Annotated in this window: 17 protein-coding genes; 9 read left to right on the plus strand and 8 right to left on the minus strand. The window is 76.2% G+C overall.

Annotation, left to right across the window (positions count from 1 at the left end; genetic code table 11):
* Positions 1-172 precede the first annotated feature (172 nt).
* Positions 173-1,297 carry an epoxide hydrolase family protein gene (locus ACA361_RS41145; RefSeq protein ID WP_375020585.1) on the minus strand — a complete coding sequence of 375 codons (1,125 nt, stop codon included), beginning with the start codon at positions 1,295-1,297 and terminating at the stop codon, positions 173-175.
* 60 nt (positions 1,298-1,357) lie between these two features.
* Here ACA361_RS41145 and ACA361_RS41150 point away from each other — a divergent pair, with 60 nt between their 5' ends.
* From ACA361_RS41150 to ACA361_RS41160, 3 genes are all read left to right on the plus strand, one after another.
* A complete protein-coding gene (locus ACA361_RS41150; protein ID WP_375020586.1) occupies positions 1,358-2,320 on the plus strand; it encodes a helix-turn-helix transcriptional regulator in 963 nt (320 codons plus the stop codon).
* 154 nt (positions 2,321-2,474) lie between these two features.
* Positions 2,475-3,548 (plus strand): aminotransferase class V-fold PLP-dependent enzyme, encoded by a 1,074-nt coding sequence (locus ACA361_RS41155; protein WP_375020587.1) that lies wholly within the window; start codon positions 2,475-2,477, stop codon positions 3,546-3,548.
* Positions 3,549-3,553: 5 nt separating this feature from the next.
* Positions 3,554-4,189, plus strand: coding sequence for a LysE family translocator (locus ACA361_RS41160; RefSeq protein WP_375020588.1), 636 nt, complete (start codon positions 3,554-3,556; stop codon positions 4,187-4,189).
* A 61-nt stretch (positions 4,190-4,250) separates the two neighbouring features.
* Here the strand turns inward: ACA361_RS41160 and ACA361_RS41165 are convergent, their stop codons facing one another.
* On the minus strand, positions 4,251-5,351 hold the full coding sequence (locus ACA361_RS41165) for a 3-oxoacyl-ACP synthase III family protein (RefSeq protein ID WP_375020589.1): 1,101 nt from the start codon (positions 5,349-5,351) through the stop codon (positions 4,251-4,253).
* A gap of 213 nt (positions 5,352-5,564) precedes the next feature.
* Here ACA361_RS41165 and ACA361_RS41170 point away from each other — a divergent pair, with 213 nt between their 5' ends.
* The 3 genes from ACA361_RS41170 to ACA361_RS41180 all read left to right on the plus strand — a co-directional run bounded on the left by ACA361_RS41170 (position 5,565) and on the right by ACA361_RS41180 (position 9,343).
* Complete coding sequence (locus ACA361_RS41170) at positions 5,565-6,554, plus strand: ACP S-malonyltransferase (RefSeq protein ID WP_375020590.1); 990 nt, start codon at positions 5,565-5,567, stop codon at positions 6,552-6,554.
* Positions 6,555-6,757: 203 nt separating this feature from the next.
* On the plus strand, positions 6,758-8,539 hold the full coding sequence (locus ACA361_RS41175) for an acyl-CoA dehydrogenase (RefSeq protein ID WP_375020591.1): 1,782 nt from the start codon (positions 6,758-6,760) through the stop codon (positions 8,537-8,539).
* Between the two features lie 228 nt (positions 8,540-8,767).
* Positions 8,768-9,343 (plus strand): TerD family protein, encoded by a 576-nt coding sequence (locus ACA361_RS41180; RefSeq protein WP_375020592.1) that lies wholly within the window; start codon positions 8,768-8,770, stop codon positions 9,341-9,343.
* Positions 9,344-9,481: 138 nt separating this feature from the next.
* Here the strand turns inward: ACA361_RS41180 and ACA361_RS41185 are convergent, their stop codons facing one another.
* Both ACA361_RS41185 and ACA361_RS41190 read right to left on the minus strand, forming a co-directional pair.
* Positions 9,482-9,904 carry a RidA family protein gene (locus tag ACA361_RS41185; RefSeq protein WP_375020593.1) on the minus strand — a complete coding sequence of 141 codons (423 nt, stop codon included), beginning with the start codon at positions 9,902-9,904 and terminating at the stop codon, positions 9,482-9,484.
* A gap of 76 nt (positions 9,905-9,980) precedes the next feature.
* A complete protein-coding gene (locus ACA361_RS41190; RefSeq protein ID WP_375020594.1) occupies positions 9,981-11,669 on the minus strand; it encodes a class I adenylate-forming enzyme family protein in 1,689 nt (562 codons plus the stop codon).
* Positions 11,670-11,784: 115 nt separating this feature from the next.
* On the opposite strand from ACA361_RS41190, the gene ACA361_RS41195 reads away from it, so the two are divergent.
* From ACA361_RS41195 to ACA361_RS41205, 3 genes are all read left to right on the plus strand, one after another.
* Complete coding sequence (locus tag ACA361_RS41195; protein WP_375020595.1) at positions 11,785-12,582, plus strand: HAD-IIA family hydrolase; 798 nt, start codon at positions 11,785-11,787, stop codon at positions 12,580-12,582.
* Positions 12,583-12,807: 225 nt separating this feature from the next.
* Positions 12,808-13,605: a DUF3152 domain-containing protein gene (locus tag ACA361_RS41200; RefSeq protein WP_375020596.1), complete on the plus strand. Its 798-nt coding sequence runs from the start codon at positions 12,808-12,810 to the stop codon at positions 13,603-13,605.
* Positions 13,606-13,658: 53 nt separating this feature from the next.
* On the plus strand, positions 13,659-14,282 hold the full coding sequence (locus ACA361_RS41205; RefSeq protein ID WP_375020597.1) for an IMPACT family protein: 624 nt from the start codon (positions 13,659-13,661) through the stop codon (positions 14,280-14,282).
* A 61-nt stretch (positions 14,283-14,343) separates the two neighbouring features.
* Here the strand turns inward: ACA361_RS41205 and ACA361_RS41210 are convergent, their stop codons facing one another.
* The 4 genes from ACA361_RS41210 to ACA361_RS41225 are packed head-to-tail and all read right to left on the minus strand — an operon-like array spanning position 14,344 to position 17,862.
* Positions 14,344-15,132 carry a methylated-DNA--[protein]-cysteine S-methyltransferase gene (locus tag ACA361_RS41210; protein WP_375020598.1) on the minus strand — a complete coding sequence of 263 codons (789 nt, stop codon included), beginning with the start codon at positions 15,130-15,132 and terminating at the stop codon, positions 14,344-14,346.
* The gene (locus ACA361_RS41215) at positions 15,129-15,869 is read right to left on the minus strand and encodes an RNA polymerase sigma factor (RefSeq protein WP_375020599.1); all 741 of its coding nucleotides are present in this window, start codon (positions 15,867-15,869) and stop codon (positions 15,129-15,131) included. The genes ACA361_RS41210 and ACA361_RS41215 overlap by 4 nt, the downstream gene beginning before the upstream one ends.
* A 47-nt stretch (positions 15,870-15,916) precedes the next feature.
* On the minus strand, positions 15,917-16,582 hold the full coding sequence (locus ACA361_RS41220) for a response regulator (protein WP_375020600.1): 666 nt from the start codon (positions 16,580-16,582) through the stop codon (positions 15,917-15,919).
* Positions 16,579-17,862 (minus strand): sensor histidine kinase, encoded by a 1,284-nt coding sequence (locus ACA361_RS41225; RefSeq protein WP_375020601.1) that lies wholly within the window; start codon positions 17,860-17,862, stop codon positions 16,579-16,581. Before ACA361_RS41225 ends, ACA361_RS41220 begins: the two co-directional genes overlap by 4 nt.
* Between the last annotated feature and the right edge of the window lie 2 nt (positions 17,863-17,864).

The raw sequence follows: 17,864 nt of genomic DNA on the forward strand, positions 1-17,864 counted from the left end.
ATCGCCCAGCGCATCCTCGCGCTCAACGCCGCCATCTGGCACAACTGGCTCATCGACGCACCCGTCAAACGCTCCCTCACCGCCTACGACCACTGACCAGCACACAATTTCCCATCAACGATCTAGGGGCCGGTTCCCGGCCGTACCCGCCCCGCCCCGTCCCGGCGGGCGGTCAGTGCCGGCCGGTGAAGAAGTCGCGCAGGTCGCCGGCCAGCAGGGCGGGCTGCTCCATGGCGGGGAAGTGGCCACCGCGCTCGAAGCCGGACCAGTGCGCGGCCACGCCCTGCGGGTCGACCAGCGGCCGGACGGCGGGGTCGGCGGAGAACTCGGCGATGCCGACCGGCACCGCGCCCGGCGACCCCTCGCCGGGCTCGACCGGCCGGGCCATGTCCCGCCGCAGCTCGTAGGTGAAGTGCGCGGACGAGGCGCCCAGGGAGCCGAGCCAGTACAGGGTGACCTTGGTCAGCAGGTGGTCGCGGTCGACGGCGTCCTCGGGGAGCTCGGCGGCCGGGTCGGTCCACTCCTTGAACTTCTCGACGATCCAGGCGAGCTGGGCGACGGGGGAGTCGGTCAGCCCGTACCCGAGGGTCTGCGGGCGGGTGGACTGGATCTGGAAGTTGCCCATGCCCTCCTGGCCGGCCGCGATGCCGGGCCGCACGCTCATGGTGCCGTCGGGGGCCAGGACGCCGAGCATGTCGTCGGTGGCGGCCAGCGCCAGGTGCAGCCCGGCGATCCGGCCGGGGGCCAGCAGCCGCATCGTGTTGGCCACGCCGCTGCCGGCGTCGAAGGCGTGCAGGCCGTACCGGCCGTACCCGAGGCGCTCCATCAGCTCGATGAGCGCGGCGGCGGACCGGTTGACGCCCCAGCCGGAGCCGCTGAGGGGCGTGGAGAACCCGAAGCCCGGCAGGGACGGCGCGATGACGTGGAAGCGCTCCGACAGCGGCCCGATGATCTTCATGAAGTCGGCGGGCGAGCCGGGCCAGCCGTGCAGCAGCACGATCGGCAGCGCGCCGGGGTCGGCGGCGCGGGCGTGCGCGAAGTGGAAGGTCTGGCCGTCGATCTCGGTGGTGAACTGCGGGATGTCGTTGAGCGCGGCCTCGTGCTTGCGCCAGTCGTAGCCGTCGCGCCAGTACGCGGCGAGCTCGCGCAGGTAGTCGACCGGGACGCCGCGGCTCCAGCCGGTGCCGGCCGGCTGCGCGGGCCAGCGGGTGCGCGCGAGCCGCTCGCGCAGGTCGTCGAGCTCGGCCTGGGGGACGTCGATGCGGAACGGGCGGACCTGGTCCGGTGTGTTCGTCATACCCCGAAGCTACGCCCCCTTGCGGAACGTGCGGTTCCGCAATGCTGGCAGGATGAGGGCATGCTGGAGACCTCGGTCCGCCTGCTGCGGCTGCTGTCGCTGCTGCAGGCGCGCCCCTCCTGGTCGGGCGCCGAACTGGCCGCGCGGCTGGAGGTGACGACCCGTACCGTCCGCAACGACGTCGAGCGGCTGCGGATCCTGGGCTACCAGGTGCACTCGACCACCGGCGTGGCCGGCGGCTATCGCCTGGGGGCGGGCGGCACGCTGCCGCCGCTGCTGCTGGACGACGAGGAGGCGGTCGCGGTGGCCGTCAGCCTGCACGCGGCCGCCGGCGGCACCGTCGCGGGGATCGAGGAGACCTCGGTGCGCGCGCTGGCCAAGCTGCGCCAGATGCTGCCCTCGCGGCTGCGGCACCGCACCGACGCGGTGAGCGCGGCGACGGTGTCGGTGGCCGCGGGTGGCCCGGCGGTGGACGCGGCGGCGCTGACGGTGATCGCCGCCGCCGTCCGCGACCACGAGCGGCTGCGGTTCGACTACCGCGGCCACGACGGGACCGCGAGCGTGCGCACCGCCGAGCCGCACCGGCTGGTCTACACCGGACGCCGCTGGTACCTGCTGGCCTGGGACTGCGACCGGGCGGACTGGCGGACCTTCCGCGCCGACCGGATCAGCCCGCGCACGCCGAACGGGCCGCGGTTCGTCCCGCGCGAGCCGCCCGAGGGCGGGGCGGGCGAGCACGTGGTGCGGGGCGCCGGCTCGCGGGCCTGGCGTTACCCGGCGCGGGTGCGCCTGGAGGCTTCCGCCGAGGCGGTCGCCGAGCGGCTCACCCCGGCGGCGGGCCTGCTGCGCGCGGTGGACGAGCGGACGTGCGAGCTGGAGACCGGCGGCGATTCTCTGCACGCGCTGGCGGGCTTCCTGGGCGGCCTCGGCGTGGGGTTCACGGTGCTGGACCCGCCGGAGCTGCGCGATCATCTGCGCGCGCTCGCCGCCCGCTACGCGGCCGCCGCCGACCCGCCCGTCTGACTGCGCCGCCCGTCTGACTGCGCCGCCGGACTGATCGAGCCGCCCGACTGCCCCTGCTGCCGGACGGATGTGTCGCCGGACTGACCGCGCCATTGGGATGGGCCGCGCCGACCTCGCGCGACGGCGCGCGGCCCGGATGGGTCATGATCGGGCGATGGGCGAGATGTCGATCGCGCGGGCGCGCGAGGAGTTCACGCCGCGGGTGGCCTACCTGGACACCGCCACCTACGGGCTGCCGCCGCGGACGGCGCACGAGGCGATGCTGGCGGCCGAGCGCGACCGCGCGGCGGGGCTGATGGCCTCGCGGGCGATGGACGAGGCGGTGGCGCGGTCGCGGGCGGCGTTCGGGGCGCTGGCGGGGATCGCGCCGGAGCGGGTCGCGATCGGGCCGCAGGTGTCGTACTTCGTCGGGCTGGTGGCGGCGTCGCTGCCGGCGGGCGCGACCGTGCTGGTGGCCGACGGCGACTTCACCTCGCTGCTGTTCCCGTTCCTGGCCCGTCCCGAAATCGCGGTGCGGCCGGTGCCGCTGGAGGAGATGGCCGGCGCGGTCGGCCCTGAGGTGTCGCTGGTGGCGGTGTCGGCGGTGCAGTCGGCCGACGGGCGGATCGCGCCGATGGACGACCTGATCGCCGCCGCCCGCGCGCACGGCGCCCGGGTGCTGCTGGACGCCACGCAGGCCGCGGGCTGGCTGCCGCTGCCGGCCGGCCGGGTCGACCTGCTGGTGTGCGGCGGCTACAAGTGGCTGCTGGGTCCGCGCGGCACCTGCTTCCTGGCCGGGACGGACGAGGCGCTGGCGGAGCTGCCGGCGGTCGCGGCGGGCTGGTACGCCGGGGAGCGGCCGTGGGAGTCGGTGTACGGCCTGCCGCTGCGGCTGGCAGCCGGCGCGCGCCGGCTGGACCTGTCGCCGGCCTGGCAGTGCTGGGCGGGCCACGCCCCGGCGCTGGAGCTGCTGGCGCGGGTGGGGGTGGAGGCGGTGCACGCCCACGACGTGGCGATGGCGCGGCGGTTCCGGGCGGGGCTGGGGCTGCCGCCGGGGGATTCGGCGATCGTGTCGGTGGCGGTGCGTGAGGGGACGGCCGAGCGGCTGCGGGCCGGCGGGGTGGCCGCGTCGGTGCGGGCCGGGCGGCTGCGCTGCGCGTTCCACCTCTACACCACCGAGCGGGACGTGGACCGGGCCGTGGAGCTGCTGGCCGGTAGCCTGGTCGGCGGCTTCGAGGGGACGGGGTGAGAGCGGTGACGACGGCGCAGATGGTGGCGTTCGCGGTGACGATGTGGGTGGGGGCGATGTCGCCCGGCCCCGACTTCGCGATCGTGGTGCGGCACGCGGCGGTGGGCGGCCGGGGCGGCGGCACGGCGGCCGCGCTGGGGGTGGCCGCCGGGGTGCTGGTGTGGGCGGCGACGGCGGCGCTGGGCGTGGCGGCGCTGCTGGCGGCCTCGGCGGCGGCGTTCACGGTGGTGAAGGTGGTCGGCGCGGCGTACCTGCTGTACCTGGGGATCCGGTCGCTGCGCGCGGCGGCCCGCGGCGGCGGCACCGACGGGCAGGACGGGCGGGACGGGGAGCGCCCGGCGGCGCCGCGGCGCACGGCGCTGCGGCAGGGCCTGCTGTGCAACGTTCTGAACCCGAAGGCGGCGGTGTTCTTCGTCGCGCTGATGCCGCAGTTCCTGGGCGAGCACCCGGCGGTCACCGACACGCTGGTGCTGTCGGTGATCGCCGCGGTGGTGGCGCTGGCCTGGTTCACGGTGGTGGCGAACGTGGTGGGCGCGCTGCGCCGGGTGTTCGCCCGCGAGCGGGTCCGCCGCGCGATCGACGGGATGACGGGCGCGGCGATGATCGGCCTGGGCCTCCGCCTGGCCGCCTCCCGCGCCTGACCCCGCCGCCGTCCCGCACCCGCCGCGCCGGGTCAGGACGCCGTGCGGGAATCCGCGGCCGTCAGCCCGGTGGCCAGGTGACGACCGTGTGCGCCCATGTCAGGCCCGCGCCGAACCCGGCCAGCAGGACCAGTTCGCCGGTGGCGATGCCGCGGGTGCGGACGGCGCGGTCGAGGGCGTAGGGAAGGCTGGCGGCGCCGATGTTGCCGGCGTCGTGGCCGGCGATGACCAGCTGTGCGGGCTCCAGGCCGGCCTCGGCGGCCAGCGAGGCCACCAGCCGCGGGTTGGGCTGGTGGGGGACGACCAGGTCCAGGTCGGCGGGCTTGACCCCGGCCTCCTCGGCGGCCTCGCCGACCAGCCGGGGGAAGATCTCGGTGATGAAGTCGCGCACGGCCCGGCCGTCCATCCGGATGGTGTGCCCGCGGTCGGCCAGGGTGCCGGGGGCGGTGGGGCGGCGGCTGCCGCCGGCCGGGATGAGCACGTCGCCGGCGCGGGTGCCGTCCGAGCCCAGGGTCAGCGGGCCGATCCCGTACGGGGCGGGGGCGGGGCCGATCACCGCGGCGGCGGCGCCGTCGCCGAACAGCGCGCGGGTGGCGCGGTCGCCCGGGTCCAGGAAGCGCGAGTAGACCTCGACGCCGATGACCAGGGCGTGCGGGGTGGGCCCGCGGCGGGTGGCCAGCCAGCCGACGGCGGCCTGGAGTCCGTACACGAAGCCGGTGCAGGCGGCGGCGATGTCGAACGCGGCGGCGCGGCTCGCGCCCAGCAGGGCCTGGACGCGGCAGGCGGTGGCGGGGCCGAGCTCGTCGGGGGTGGAGGTGCCCAGCACGATCAGCCCGATGTCGCGGGGGCCGAGCCCGGCGGCGTCCAGGGCGCGCCGGGCGGCCTCGGCCGCCAGGTCGGAGGCGGCCTGCCCGGGGGCGGCGGCGTGCCGGCTGCGGATGCCGGTGCGGCGCTCGATCCAGCCGGGGTCCAGTCCCAGCTCGCATGAGAGGGCCCGGCTGGGTATGGGCGGCCCGGGCAGGTACGACCCGGTGGCGCGGATCGCCCAGCCCCGGTGATCGGCGGGCACGCGACCGGCAGCCACGTGGTCGGTGGGCCGGTGATCGGCGGGCGGCTGCTCGGGGTGCCGGTGGTCGCGGCGGTGCTGCGGCCGGACAGGCATGGGGGGCGCCTCCTGTTTCCCGTGACTCCCGTTGTCTCCGCTGCTCCCGGGACCGTCCCGGCCGGGTGACCGGCCGGTGTCCGTGCGGACGGTTGTCAGGCCGATTCATTGAGTGATAATTGAATTTCGCACCGTTTATGCCTGACTAGGTGGTTCAGCGCGCGCTTTATCCGTACGGCAAAGAGAGTCTCCCTTCGAGGTAAGGAGAGCCGCGTGGCCCTCTCTTCCGGCTGGCCCCACGAGCGCAGGCCCGACGAAGCCTGCGCGTTCCTGTTCCCCGGCACCGGCGCGGCGGGCCCGCCCGACCTGCGGGCGCTGGCCGCCCGCGGCCCCGCCGCCGCGTGCGCGGTCGACGACGTCTTGGACGCGGTCCGCGAGGCCCTGCCGCGCTCGCCGCGCTGGCCGTCCATGCGCGCCGTCCTGCTGGAGGACCCCGCCCGCTACCGCGCGGCGGCCCGCGTCCCGGGGGTGGCGCAACTGGCCGCCTACACCGCCTCGGTGGCCGCCGACCGGGCCATGCGCGCCACCGGGACCGTGCCCGCCTTCGCCGTCGGGCAGAGCTTCGGCGAGATCGCGGCACTGGTGTGCGCGGGCGCGTTCAGCGTCAGCGACGGCGCGCGGATGGCGCGCAGCCTGGTGGAGGTGCTGGCGCGCCGCGGCGCCGGCGGCGGGCTGGGGTTGCTGGAGACCGGCGAGGACGGCGCCGAGGCGCTGATCGGCCGCGCCGGCACCGCCGGGCAGGTCGTGGTGGCTTGCCTGAACGCCCCGTCGGCCACGGTGGTCAGCGGGCCCGGCGGGCCGCTGGAGCAGGTCCTGGACACCGCCCGCGCCGCCGGCGTGCGCGCGGTGCGGCTCGCGGTGCCCTACCTGTCGCACCATCCGGCCATGGCCGGCGCCGACGACCAGTGGTACGCGATGATCCGCGCCTACCCGCGGCGCCCGATGCGGATCCCGGTGCACTCGCCGGTACGGGGACGCGCCTACACCGACGACGACGACCTGCACCGCGCGCTCGCCGACTGCATCGTGCGGCCGGTGCGGCTGCCGGACACGCTGCGCGCCGTGCACCGCGCGGGCGCGTCGCTGTTCGCCGAGGCGGGCGCGGGGGATGCGCTGTGCCAGTGCGCGCGGCTGACGCTGCCGGGCGTGGCGACGCTGGCGCCGCTGCGCGAGGAGCGCCCGCGCTCCCGAGTCCGCGCGTGAGCAGTACCCGATCCGTGAACAGGAGCGTCGCGATGGGCACCACCCGTACTCCCTCCTCTCCGTCCTCACCCGATCCCGCCTCACCCGATCCCGCCTCCTCGCACAGCGCCTCCGCGCACTCACCCTCGCCTCGTTCAGCCTCGGCCAGCTCCTCTTCCTCCCGCTCGGACTTCCGCGGTCCCGATCCGGAGCTGGTCGCGTTCGTGCGCGGGCCCGGGCTCAGCGGCAAGACGCACGCGCTGCTGGACGAGGCGGTGCCGGGGGAGTTCTTCGCCCAGCCCGACGGGCTGGCGCCGCGCGAGCGGCAGGAGCTGACCTACCGGCGGCTGCGCGCGGCCGGGCGTGCCGCGCCGCCGGCCGCCGAGCTGCTCAACGATCCGCCCGCCCTGTGCGCGCTGCTGGAGCGCGCCGCGATCGCCGACCCGGCGCTGTTCCACGTGATGCTGCTGCACTACACCCTGGCGCTGGGCCCGATCCTGCGGTTCGGCGCCGAGCAGGAGGGGCCGCGGCGCGAGCGCGAGTCGCTGGAGTCGATGGCCTCGTTCGGGACGCTGCTGATGACCGAGGTGGGCCGCAGCAACAGCCACCTGTCGCCGCGCACCCTCGCCCGCTTCGACGCCGCGACCGGCGGGTTCGTGCTGGAGACGCCGGACGCGCGGGCGGTGAAGTTCCCCACCAGCACCGCCCATCCCGCCGTTCCCAAGACCGCCGCCGTCTACGCCACGCTGGTGCACGGCGGCGCCGAGCGGGGGGTGTTCGTGTTCGTGGTGCCGCTGCGCGGGCCGGACGGGACACCGCCCGAGGGCGTGACGATCGTCCCCGCGCCCGACACCACCGGGCTGCAGGTCGACTACGCGGCCGTGCGGCTGGACGGGCTGCGGGTGCCCTACGAGGCGTGGCTGCGCGACGGGGCGCGGCTGGGTCCCGGCGGATCGTTCCACGACCCGGCGGGCGGGCCGGCGCAGCGGCTGACGCGGTCGATGGGGATCGCGCCGGCGGTGTGGCGGGCGGTGGTGTCGGTGTCGGCGGCGATCACGCGGGCCTCGGCGCACCTGCTGTGGGCGCATTCGGCGGACCGCTCCACGCTGGGGCGGCTGGCGCCGCGGCGGCCGCTGACCGACTACCGCAACCAGCGGGAGGCGGTGCTGGGCGCGCTGGCGACGGCGTACGCGCTGACGGCGGTGGCGGGGCGGGTGAAGCGGGCCCGTACCGGCGCCGACGGCCCGGACGCGGCCGCGGACGCGGATCCGGGCGGCGGGCCGGAGACGGCGTGGGCGCCGTGGTCGGCGGTGGACCGGGACCTGGCGCTGCTGAAGGCGGCGGCGACCGAGCTGGCACAGGAGACGGTGTCGATGTGCCGGGTGCACGCGGGCGCGCCGGGGTTCACCGCGACCGACCGCCTCAACGGCTACCGCGGCCTGGCGCACGCCTACATGAACGCCGGCGGCGACAACGAGCTGATCCTGTTCGACACGGCGCGGGCGATGGCCGACCTGGACCGGTACGTCCCGCCGCGTGCCGGACCGGCGCCGCGGGGCGGCGGTGACCTGCTGGATCCGGGCGAGTGGGTGCGGCTGGCGGGGGAGTGCGAGGCGCGGATGCGCGAGCGGCTGGCGGCGCGGGTGGCGGCCGAGCTGGCGGCGGGCGCGGACGCGTTCGCGGCCTGGAACGCCAACCTGGCGCTGGCGGCCCGCACGGCGCGGGCGTGCGGGGACCGGATGGTGCTGGAGGTGTGCGCGCGGGCGGCCGGGTCGGGGCCGGCGGTGCTGCGGCCGCTGCTGGGCCTGCACGCGCTGGGCTGGATGGACCGGCGCGCCGGGACGCTGCTGGACGCGGGGGTGCTGGAGCCGGGGTCGCTGCAGCGGGTGTGGGACCTGCGCGGGCGGCTGGGCGAGGAGCTGGCGCCGCGGGCGGCGGAGCTGGCGGCGGCGCTGGAGGTGCCGGCGGAGGTGGCCGCACCGGTGTCGTTCGTCCCGGGGCTGTGAGGCCGTGAGGCGGCGGGGCCGCGGGGCCCGGTCTCCCTGAACGGTCCCTGAATCGTGGCGCCTGCGGGCAGCGCGGGGCGGGCAGTGTCCCCTACGGTGTGCGGAGGCGGATTTGGTGCGCCGTGTAGCGGAAGCGGCGGTGGGAACCGGTGCCGGTTGACTACCGTTCTCGTTACAGACCGTACGGGCGACCGATGCCCGTGCGGAGTCGATACGGAGGTAGACACAGTGGGAGTCAGTCTGAGCAAGGGCGGCAACGTCTCGCTGACGAAGGAGGCTCCCGGGCTGACCGCGGTCGTGGTGGGTCTGGGCTGGGACGTGCGGACCACGACCGGCAGCGACTTCGACCTGGACGCCAGCGCCCTGGTGTGCTCGCAGGAGAACAAGGTGCTGTCGGACAAGCACTTCATCTTCTTCAACAACCTCAAGAGCCCCGACGGCTCGGTGGAGCACACCGGCGACAACCTCACCGGTGAGGGCGAGGGCGACGACGAGCAGCTGAAGGTGAACCTGGCGACCGTCCCGGCGGAGGTAGCCAAGATCGTCTTCCCGGTGTCGATCTACGACGCCGACAACCGCCAGCAGAGCTTCGGCCAGGTCCGCAACGCCTTCATCCGGATCGTCAACCAGGCCGACAACTCCGAGATCGCCCGCTATGACCTCTCGGAGGACGCCTCCACCGAGACCGCGATGGTCTTCGGCGAGCTGTACCGGCACGGGACGGAGTGGAAGTTCCGCGCGGTCGGCCAGGGCTACGCCTCGGGCCTGTCGGGCATCGCGTCGGACTTCGGCGTCAACGTCTGACCGGCTCGTACGGCCCCCCGGTTCGCCGGTACGGGCACGACGGTCAGGGCGCGGGGCGGCAGGCCCCGCGCCCTTTCGCGTTCCGGGGCTGGCGTTCCCGGGCGGCGGGAACGCGGCCGGGCGGGGGGCCGGGCGGGGTCAGGCGGGTACGGCGGCCAGGGCCTCGATCTCGATGAGCAGGTCGTCGCGGAACAGCGCGGCGACCTGGACCAGGGTGCTGGCGGGGGTGACGCCGGCGGGCAGGAACTCGTCGCGCACGGTGCGGACGGTGACGACGTCGCGGGCGTCGACGAGGTAGTAGCCGAGCTTGATGACGTGCTCCCAGCCGGCGCCGGCGGCGGTGAGCGCGGCGGCGAGGTTGGTGAAGACCTGGCGGGTCTGGGCGGCGAGGTCGCCGGGGCCGACCAGGGTGCCGGCGGCGTCCAGGGCGACCTGGCCGCTGACGACGACCAGCCGGCCGGGCGCGTCGACGCTGATCACATGGCTGTAGCCGGGGCCGGGGGCCAGTTCGGCGGGGGCGATCTGGCGGATGGCGGTGCCGGGGCGGATGTCGTCGCTCACATGATCCACTTTACCGCCGGCCGCCCCCGAAGGGGCCGGCCGGCGGCGGGTGCGGCGGCCGGGGCCGGGGGCGGGGTCAGCCGATGAGTTCGGCGCGCAGCTGGGTCTTCAGGAGCTTGCCGCCGGGGTTGCGGGGCAGTTCGCTGTCGCGGAACCAGACGTGTGCGGGGACCTTGAACGCGGCGATGCGCTCGGCCAGGAACGCGCGCAGTTCCTCGGCGGTCAGCTCGGTGCCGGGGCGCAGCAGCACGACGGCGCCGACCTCCTCGCCCAGGACGTCGTGGGGGACGCCGATGACGCCGCAGTCGGCGACGGCGGGGTGCTCGTAGAGGGCGGCCTCGACCTCGGCGCAGTAGATGTTCTCGCCGCCGCGGATGAGCATGTCCTTGGCGCGGTCGACGATGTAGACGAAGCCGTCGCCGTCCAGGCGGGCCAGGTCGCCGCTGCGGAACCAGCCGCCGGCGGTGAAGGCGCGCTCGGTGTCGGCGGGCCTGTTCCAGTAGCCCTTGATGACGTTGGGCCCCTTGATGAGCAGCTCGCCGACCTCGCCGGCGGGCAGCTCGCCGCCGCCGGCGGGGTCGACGACCTTGACGTCGCAGACGGCGACGGGCGGGCCGACGCTGTCGGGGCGTTCCAGGTAGTTGGCGCCGCCGTTGTAGGTGGTGACCGAGGAGGTCTCGGTGAGGCCGTAGCCGTTGCCGGGTGCGCGGGCGGGCAGCCGCTCGGTGATGGTGCCCAGCAGGGCGGGCGGGGCGGGCGCGCCGCCGAAGCTGACGCCGGTGAGGCTGGAGGTGTCGTAGTCGCCGAACTTCGGCGAGGTCAGCACCTGCCAGGCCATGGTGGGGACGCCGCCGAACCCGGTGACGCCCTCGCGTTCGATGAGGCGCAGGGCCTGCTCGGCGTCCCACTTGTACATCAGCACGACGGTGCCGCCCTGCAGCGCGCTGGAGACCAGGACCGAGTGGCAGCCGGTGGCGTGGAAGAACGGCACCGACAGCAGGGTGACGCGGCGCTGGGGCGCCATGAGGGCGGTCAGCTCGCCGCCGGCGCGCACGGCGGCCGACAGCGTCCCGTAGGCGAGGCTGACGGGGTTGGTGGTGATGTTGCGGTGGGTGCCCAGGGCGCCCTTGGGGCGGCCGGTGGTGCCGGAGGTGTAGAAGATGGTGGCGTCGTCCTCGGGGTCCAGGTCCACGGCGGGCGGCTCGGTGGCGGGGTCGACGTCGCCGAGGAACTCCTGGTAGGAGAGCGCGCCGGGCGGCAGCGGCCCGTCGGGGCGGGCGACGACGGCGGGCAGGCCGAGGCGGGGCAGGGCCTCGGCCAGCCGCGCGGCGCGCTGGGCGTCGGCGACGACGACCTTGGCGCCGCTGTCGGTGAGGCCGTACTCCAGTTCGGCGGCGGTCCACCAGGCGTTGAGGGGGACGGCGACGGCGCCGGCGAGCGCGGCGCCGAAGAAGGCCACCGACCATTCGGGGTAGTTGCGCATGGCGATGGCGACGCGGTCGCCCTTGGCGACGCCGTAGCGGTCGATGAGGCGGCGGGCGAACGCGGCGGCGCGGGCGTGGTGCTCGGCGAAGGTGAGGCGGTCGTCCTCGTAGACCAGGAAGTCGGCGTCGCCGTGGGCGCGCGACAGCTCCAGGATCTGGGGCAGGGTGGTGGGGGCGTTCTTCCAGACGCGGGTGGCGACGCCGCGGATCTCGATCTCGTCCATCTCGAACGGCTGCCCCGGGGCGGTCATGGCCGCCCGCGTCTCGGCGATGGTCTTCACGCACTACCTCCGTCACCGAACAGAATTCTAGAATTGAGGCGAATCTACGGTCCGGCGCGCCGCCCGGTCAACGGTCCGTGCGCGGCACGCGCCCGCGGGCTGCGAGAATGGACGCATGACGGAGCGCAAGCCGATCGAGTACTGGCTGTCGGACATGGACGGGGTCCTGGTGCACGAGGGGAGCCCGATCCCCGGCGCCGACGAGTTCATCCGCCGGCTGACCGCCTCGGGCACCCGCTTCCTGATCCTGACCAACAACTCCATCTACACCCGCCGCGACCTGGCGGCGCGGCTGGCCTCCATCGGCCTGGAGGTCCCGGCGGAGGCGATCTGGACCTCGGCGCTGGCGACCGCGCAGTTCCTGGCCGACCAGCGCCCGGAGGGGTCGGCGTACGTGATCGGCGAGGCGGGGCTGACCACCGCGCTGCACGAGGCCGGGTACGTGCTGACCGACATCGACCCCGACTACGTGGTGCTCGGCGAGACCCGCACCTACAGCTTCTCCCAGATCACCCGGGCCATCCGGCTCATCGAGCGGGGCGCCCGGTTCATCGCCACCAACCCCGACCCGATCGGCCCGTCCACCGAGGGGTCGCTGCCGGCGTGCGGCGCGGTCGCCGCGATGATCACCAAGGCGACGGGCGTGGACCCCTACTTCATCGGCAAGCCCAACCCGCTGATGATGCGCACCGCGCTGAACCGGGTCGGCGGGCACAGCGAGTCCACCGCGATGATCGGCGACCGGATGGACACCGACGTGGTCGCCGGCGTCGAGGCCGGGCTGGAGACGATCCTGGTGCTGAGCGGGGTGACCCGCAAGGAGGAGGTGGGGCGCTTCCCGTTCAGCCCCTCGCACGTGCTGCCGTCGATCGCCGACGTGCTGCCGATGATCGGCGAACGCTCCGCCGGCTGACCCGCCCCTCTCCGGCGTCCACCCGCCCGCCGTTCCGCCGCATATGCCGGAACCAGGGGAGACCCTCCCGGAATCCTCGTCCGTCACCATGTGCGACGCTCTGGTTACGATGCGCGAGGCTGATGCGAGTGATCTTCGGGGTGCGTCGCATCGAGGGGGGCGGCCATGCACGAGGCGGACGATCCACGCGACCGCGCCGCGGCCGGCTGAGCGCGGCGCGGCGACATGCAGGAACTCAAGGAGCGGCCCGCGCGCCGGTCCGCGCCGCCCGCACGGCGCCGCCACCGGCGCCGCAGGCCGCGGGCGCGGGCGTGGGCGGCGGCGGGCTGGGCGGTCCTGGCGGCGGCATCGGCGGCCCTGGTCGCCTGGACGGTCGCCGCCCCGCACCCGCGGCCGGACGCCTCGGCCGCCGGCACCGCCGCCGGGCCGCGTGCCGGCGCGCGGGACCCGGCCGTGGTCAACGGGCGCCGGCAGCCGCCGCCGGTGCGGGTGCCGCGCGCGGCCACCGGCCGCTACGCCGCCGTTCCCGGCACCGACCCGCCGCCGCGGCGGCGCGGGTTCGTCGTCCAGTACATGGTGGAGGTGGAGCGGGGGCTGCCGTTCGCCCCGGAGCGGTTCGCCGCCGAGGTGCACCGGGTCCTCAACGACCCGCGCGGCTGGGGCCGCGGCGGGCGGCTGCGGTTCCAGCGCGTCGCCGGCGGGCCGGTGCGGTTCCGTGTGGCGCTGTCGAGCCCGGCGCTGACCGACCGCATGTGCCGGCCGCTGGACACCCGCGGGCAGGTGTCGTGCCACGCCCGCGGCCGCGCCGTCCTCAACGCGCGCCGCTGGGCCCAGGGCGCCGCCCCCTACCGCGGTGACGTGGCCGCCTACCGCGAGTACCTGGTCAACCACGAGGTCGGGCACGCGCTCGGGCGCGGGCACCGCGGCTGCCCCGCGCCGGGGCGGCGGGCGCCGGTGATGGTGCAGCAGACGCTGTCGCTGTACGGGTGCCGCGCCAATCCCTGGCCGTACCCGCGCGGGTGACCCCGGACCGGCGATCCGGGGCGGCGATCCGGGCGGCCTAGACTCGGGCCATCATGCGCACGATCAGCGGAGTGGTCACCTCCGAGCTGGAGATCCGCCGGTCCCGGTTCGTCTGCACGCTGGCGCGCGTGGCCGACGAGGCCGCGGCGGTGGAGTTCATCGCCCGGCACCGCCGCGCGCACCGCGACGCCCCCCACAACTGCACCGCCTACGTGGTGGGGGAGCTGGGGGAGATCACCAAGAGCAGCGACGACGGGGAGCCGTCGGGCACGGCGGGCGCGCCGATGCTGGAGGTGCTGGTCCGCAACGGGCTGACCTGCGTGGCGGCGGTGGTGACGCGCTACTTCGGCGGGGTGAAGCTGGGCGCGGGCGGGCTGGTGCGCGCCTACGGGCAGGCGGTGGCCGAGGCGGTGGAGGCCGCCGCGGTGGTGGAGCGGGTGCCGGTGGTGACGGTGACGGTGGAGGTGGAGCACGCGCTGGCGGGCCGCTTCCTGGGCGACCTGCACGGCACCGGCCGGCAGCCGTCCGACGTCCGCTACGGCGAGGCGGTCCAGGCGGACGTGGCCGTCGCGGTGCCGGAGCTGGCCGGGTTCGAGGCGTGGGTGGCCGGTGTCACGGCGGGCCGCGCCCGCTCGCGCCGGGGCGCGAGCGGCTTCGTCGACGTCCCGGCCGCCTGACCGGCCGGGGGCGCGCCTCCGCCACCGCCCCCGGGCTTCCTGGCCTGGCGCCGCGGTGGGTTCAGGCGGGGGTGGCCAGGCCGGGGCGGCAGTGCAGGCAGGGGCGGTAGCCGGCGGCCTCGGCGGCGGCCGGGCTGCGGAACCCCTTGCGGTGGGCGGGGGTGATGCGGCGCGCGTCGGCGCAGGTGGGGTGGCAGTACACGCCGGTGGTGTCGCTGCCCAGGTAGTGGACGCCGCGGCGGGCCAGCTCGGCCAGCGCGTCCAGGTCGACCGCCTCCGCGCGCAGGAGGCGTTCCTTGGCGCCGGCGCCGAAGACGTACTGGCCGATGGCGCCGTCGGAGCGGGTGACCCGGTGGCAGGGGATCAGCAGCGGGAGCGGGTTGCGGCCCAGGGCCGATCCGGCGGCGCGGACGGCGCCGGGGTTGCCGGCCTGGCGGGCGACCCAGGCGTAGGGGCGGGTCTGGCCGCGGGGGATGGTGGCGGTGGCGGCCAGCACGGCGGCCTCGAAGTCGGTGAGGCCGCGCAGGTCCAGGCGCAGGGAGCCGGCGCGGCCGGTGCGCAGGGCGGGCTCGAGCCCGGCCGGGGGCCGGTCGGCGGGCAGCAGCGGGCGGGCGAACCGTTCCCGGAACGCGGCGGTGAAGGCGCGCTCGTCCATGCCGGCGCGCAGGAACGCCACGCCGTGGTCGGTGAAGGCCACGTGGACGTCCTCCAGCGGGCCGGGGACCTGGACGCGGCGGGCGGCGACGCGGTCCAGGAGGGCGGGCGGGGCGTCGGTGGCCAGCGCGGCCAGCGCCTCCTCCAGCCCGCCGGGGCCGGGGTCGCCGGGGCGCCGGTGGTGACTGGTGTTCATGGGGTGCCCCCTTGCGTGGAGTCCGCGCGCACGCCGCGGCGGCCGGTGCCGGCCGCGGTGGCGCGTAGGGCGTCGTGGTCGGTGGTGAGGGCGCGCAGCCGCGCCAGGCCGCGGGAGATGTGCGACTTGACCGTTCCCGTGGGGACGCCGAGGACCTCGGCGATCTCCGCGACGGGCAGGTCGGCGACGTGCCGCAGGACGACCGCGGCGCGCTGGGCGGCGCTGAGCTCGGCCAGCAGGCCGGCCAGCTCGCGGCCGGTCTCGTGCCGGGCCGCGGCGGCCTCCACGCCCTCGGCCGGGTCGGGCGGATCGGGCGCCTCCTCCAGCGGTCCCTGCCGCGGGCGCCGCGCGGCCGTGCGCAGGGTGTTGCGCCAGTGGTTGGCCAGGATCGTCAGCAGCCACGCGCGCGGCCGCAGCGCGGCCAGGCGGTCGGGGCCGTACCCGCACAGGGCCCGGTAGGCGCGCAGGAACGCCTCGGCCGACAGGTCCTCGGCCTCGGCCCAGCGGCCGCTCAGGCGCAGCGCGGTGGAGAACACCGTGCCGCGGTATGCCTCGTACAGGGCGGCGAAGCCCTCGTCGAGGTCGCCGCGCAGCGCGGCGACCACGGCGGCGGCGGCCGGGTCGCCGCCGTCGCCGTCGCCGTCCTGGCCGGTCTCCGGGTCCTCGTCGGCGAGGGCGCCGGGAGCGGGGCCGGCGGCGGTGTCCGGTGCGGGGAGCGTCTGGTCGGTTACCGTCACGTCCCGGTCAACACCGGCGGCGCCGGGCCGGTTGCGGCGCTCGCGGGTCAGCTCAGCCAGCCGGGGCGGATCATGCCGGTCTCGTAGGCCAGCACCACGAGCTGGGCGCGGTCGCGGGCGCCGAGCTTGGCCAGGATCCGGCTGACGTGGGTCTTGGCGGTGGCCGGCGACAGCACCAGCCGCCCGGCGATCTCCTCGTTGGACAGCCCCGCGGCCACCAGCTCCAGGACCTCGCGCTCGCGGTCGGTGAGGGCGTTGAGCTCGGCGGCCGGCGGCGGGGCGGTGATGCGGGAGGCGAACTCGGCGATCAGCCGGCGGGTCACCGTCGGCGCCAGCAGCGCGTCGCCGCGCGCCACCACCCGCACCCCGTGGATCAGCTCGGTCGGCTCGGTGTCCTTGACCAGGAACCCGCTGGCGCCCGCCTTGATCGCGCCGTACACGTAGTCGTCGAGGTCGAACGTCGTCAGGATCACCACCCGGACGCCGTCCAGGCGCGGGTCGGTGACGATCCGGCGGGTCGCCTCCAGCCCGTCCAGGACGGGCATCCGGATGTCCATCAGGACCACGTCGGGGCGCAGCTCGGCGGCCAGCCGCACCGCGGCCTCGCCGTCGCCGGCCTCGGCGACGATCTCGATGTCGTCCTCGCCCTCCAGGATGGACCGGAAACCGGCCCGCACCAGTGTCTGGTCATCGGCCAGCACCACCCGGATCACGCGTTCTCCTCTACTTCCCGTACCCGTTCGCCCGGCCCCGCCTCAGAGCCCGTCTCCGAGCCCGTCTCCGAGCCGGCCTCAGCGCCGGGCTCGGCGGGCAGGCGCGCCTGCACCCGGAACCCGCCGCCCGGCACCGGCCCGGCGGAGACCTCGCCACCGGCCGCGGCCGCGCGCTCGCGCATGCCGCGCAGCCCGTTGCCGCGTTCCAGCGCCGCCGCGTCCACCGGTCCCGGCCCGTCGTCGTCGATCTGGACGATCACCGCGCCGCCGCGCAACCGTACCGCGACGGTGACCTCGGCGGCGCCGGAGTGGCGGGCGGCGTTGGTGAGCGCCTCCTGGACGATCCGGTACCCGGCCAGCGCGGCCGGCGGCGCCAGCAGCTCGCCCAGCCGCGCGTCGGTGACCTCTCCGGCGCGCCGCACGGGCAGTCCGGCGGCGCGGGCGCGTTCCAGCAGGCCCTCCAGCAGCGCCAGCGACGGCGCCGGCTCCACCGGCACCGGCCCGCCGGCGTCCTCCTCGTCGACCTGCCGCAGCACCCCCAGCACACCGCGCAGTTCCCGCAGCGTCTCCTTGCTGGCCTGCTTGATCGCCTCCAGTGACGCGTAGGCGCGCTCGGGGTCGTCGCGGCGGTGCAGCGCCGCCCCCGCCTGCACGTTGATCAGCGAGATCTGGTGGGCCAGCACGTCGTGCAGCTCGCGGGCGATGCGCAGCCGCTCCTCGGTGGCGCGGCGGCGCGCCTCCTGCTCGCGGTCGTGCTCGGCCTCGGCGGCGCGCCGCTCGGCGTCGGCCAGCAGCGCGCGGCGGCTGCGTATGTACTGCCCGGCGGCGATCGTGGCCAGCAGCATCACGCTGAGCCCGGCGACGTCCTCGGCCTCCACGAACGCGCTGGGGTTCCAGCTGCGCTCGCCCCCGCGCAGCGCCCCGACCGCCACGAACCCGGCGTTGATCGCGATGACGGCGGCCAGCGGCACCCACGGCCGCGACCGCACGCTCGCGGTGAACAGCGCCACCAGGAACACGAAGGCGATCGGCCCGTCCGGGTAGCCCAGCGGGTAGTAGAACGGGGTGACCAGCGTCGCGATCGCCAGCACCGCCGGCGGATGGCGGCGCCGCAGCGCCAGCGCCGCCGACACGATCGCGATCAGCGCGACGCCGCCCGGCCACAGCGGCGCGTCCTCGGGCTGCGCCGACCCCGCCGACCACACCACCGTCACCGCGAACGCGGCGACCGCCAGCACGATGTCACCGGCCAGGCCCCGTGGCCAACGGATCGCTTTCACGG

Origin of the sequence: Actinomadura sp. 21ATH, from assembly GCF_041951345.1 — a bacterium.
Taxonomy (GTDB): Bacteria; Actinomycetota; Actinomycetes; order Streptosporangiales; family Streptosporangiaceae; genus Spirillospora.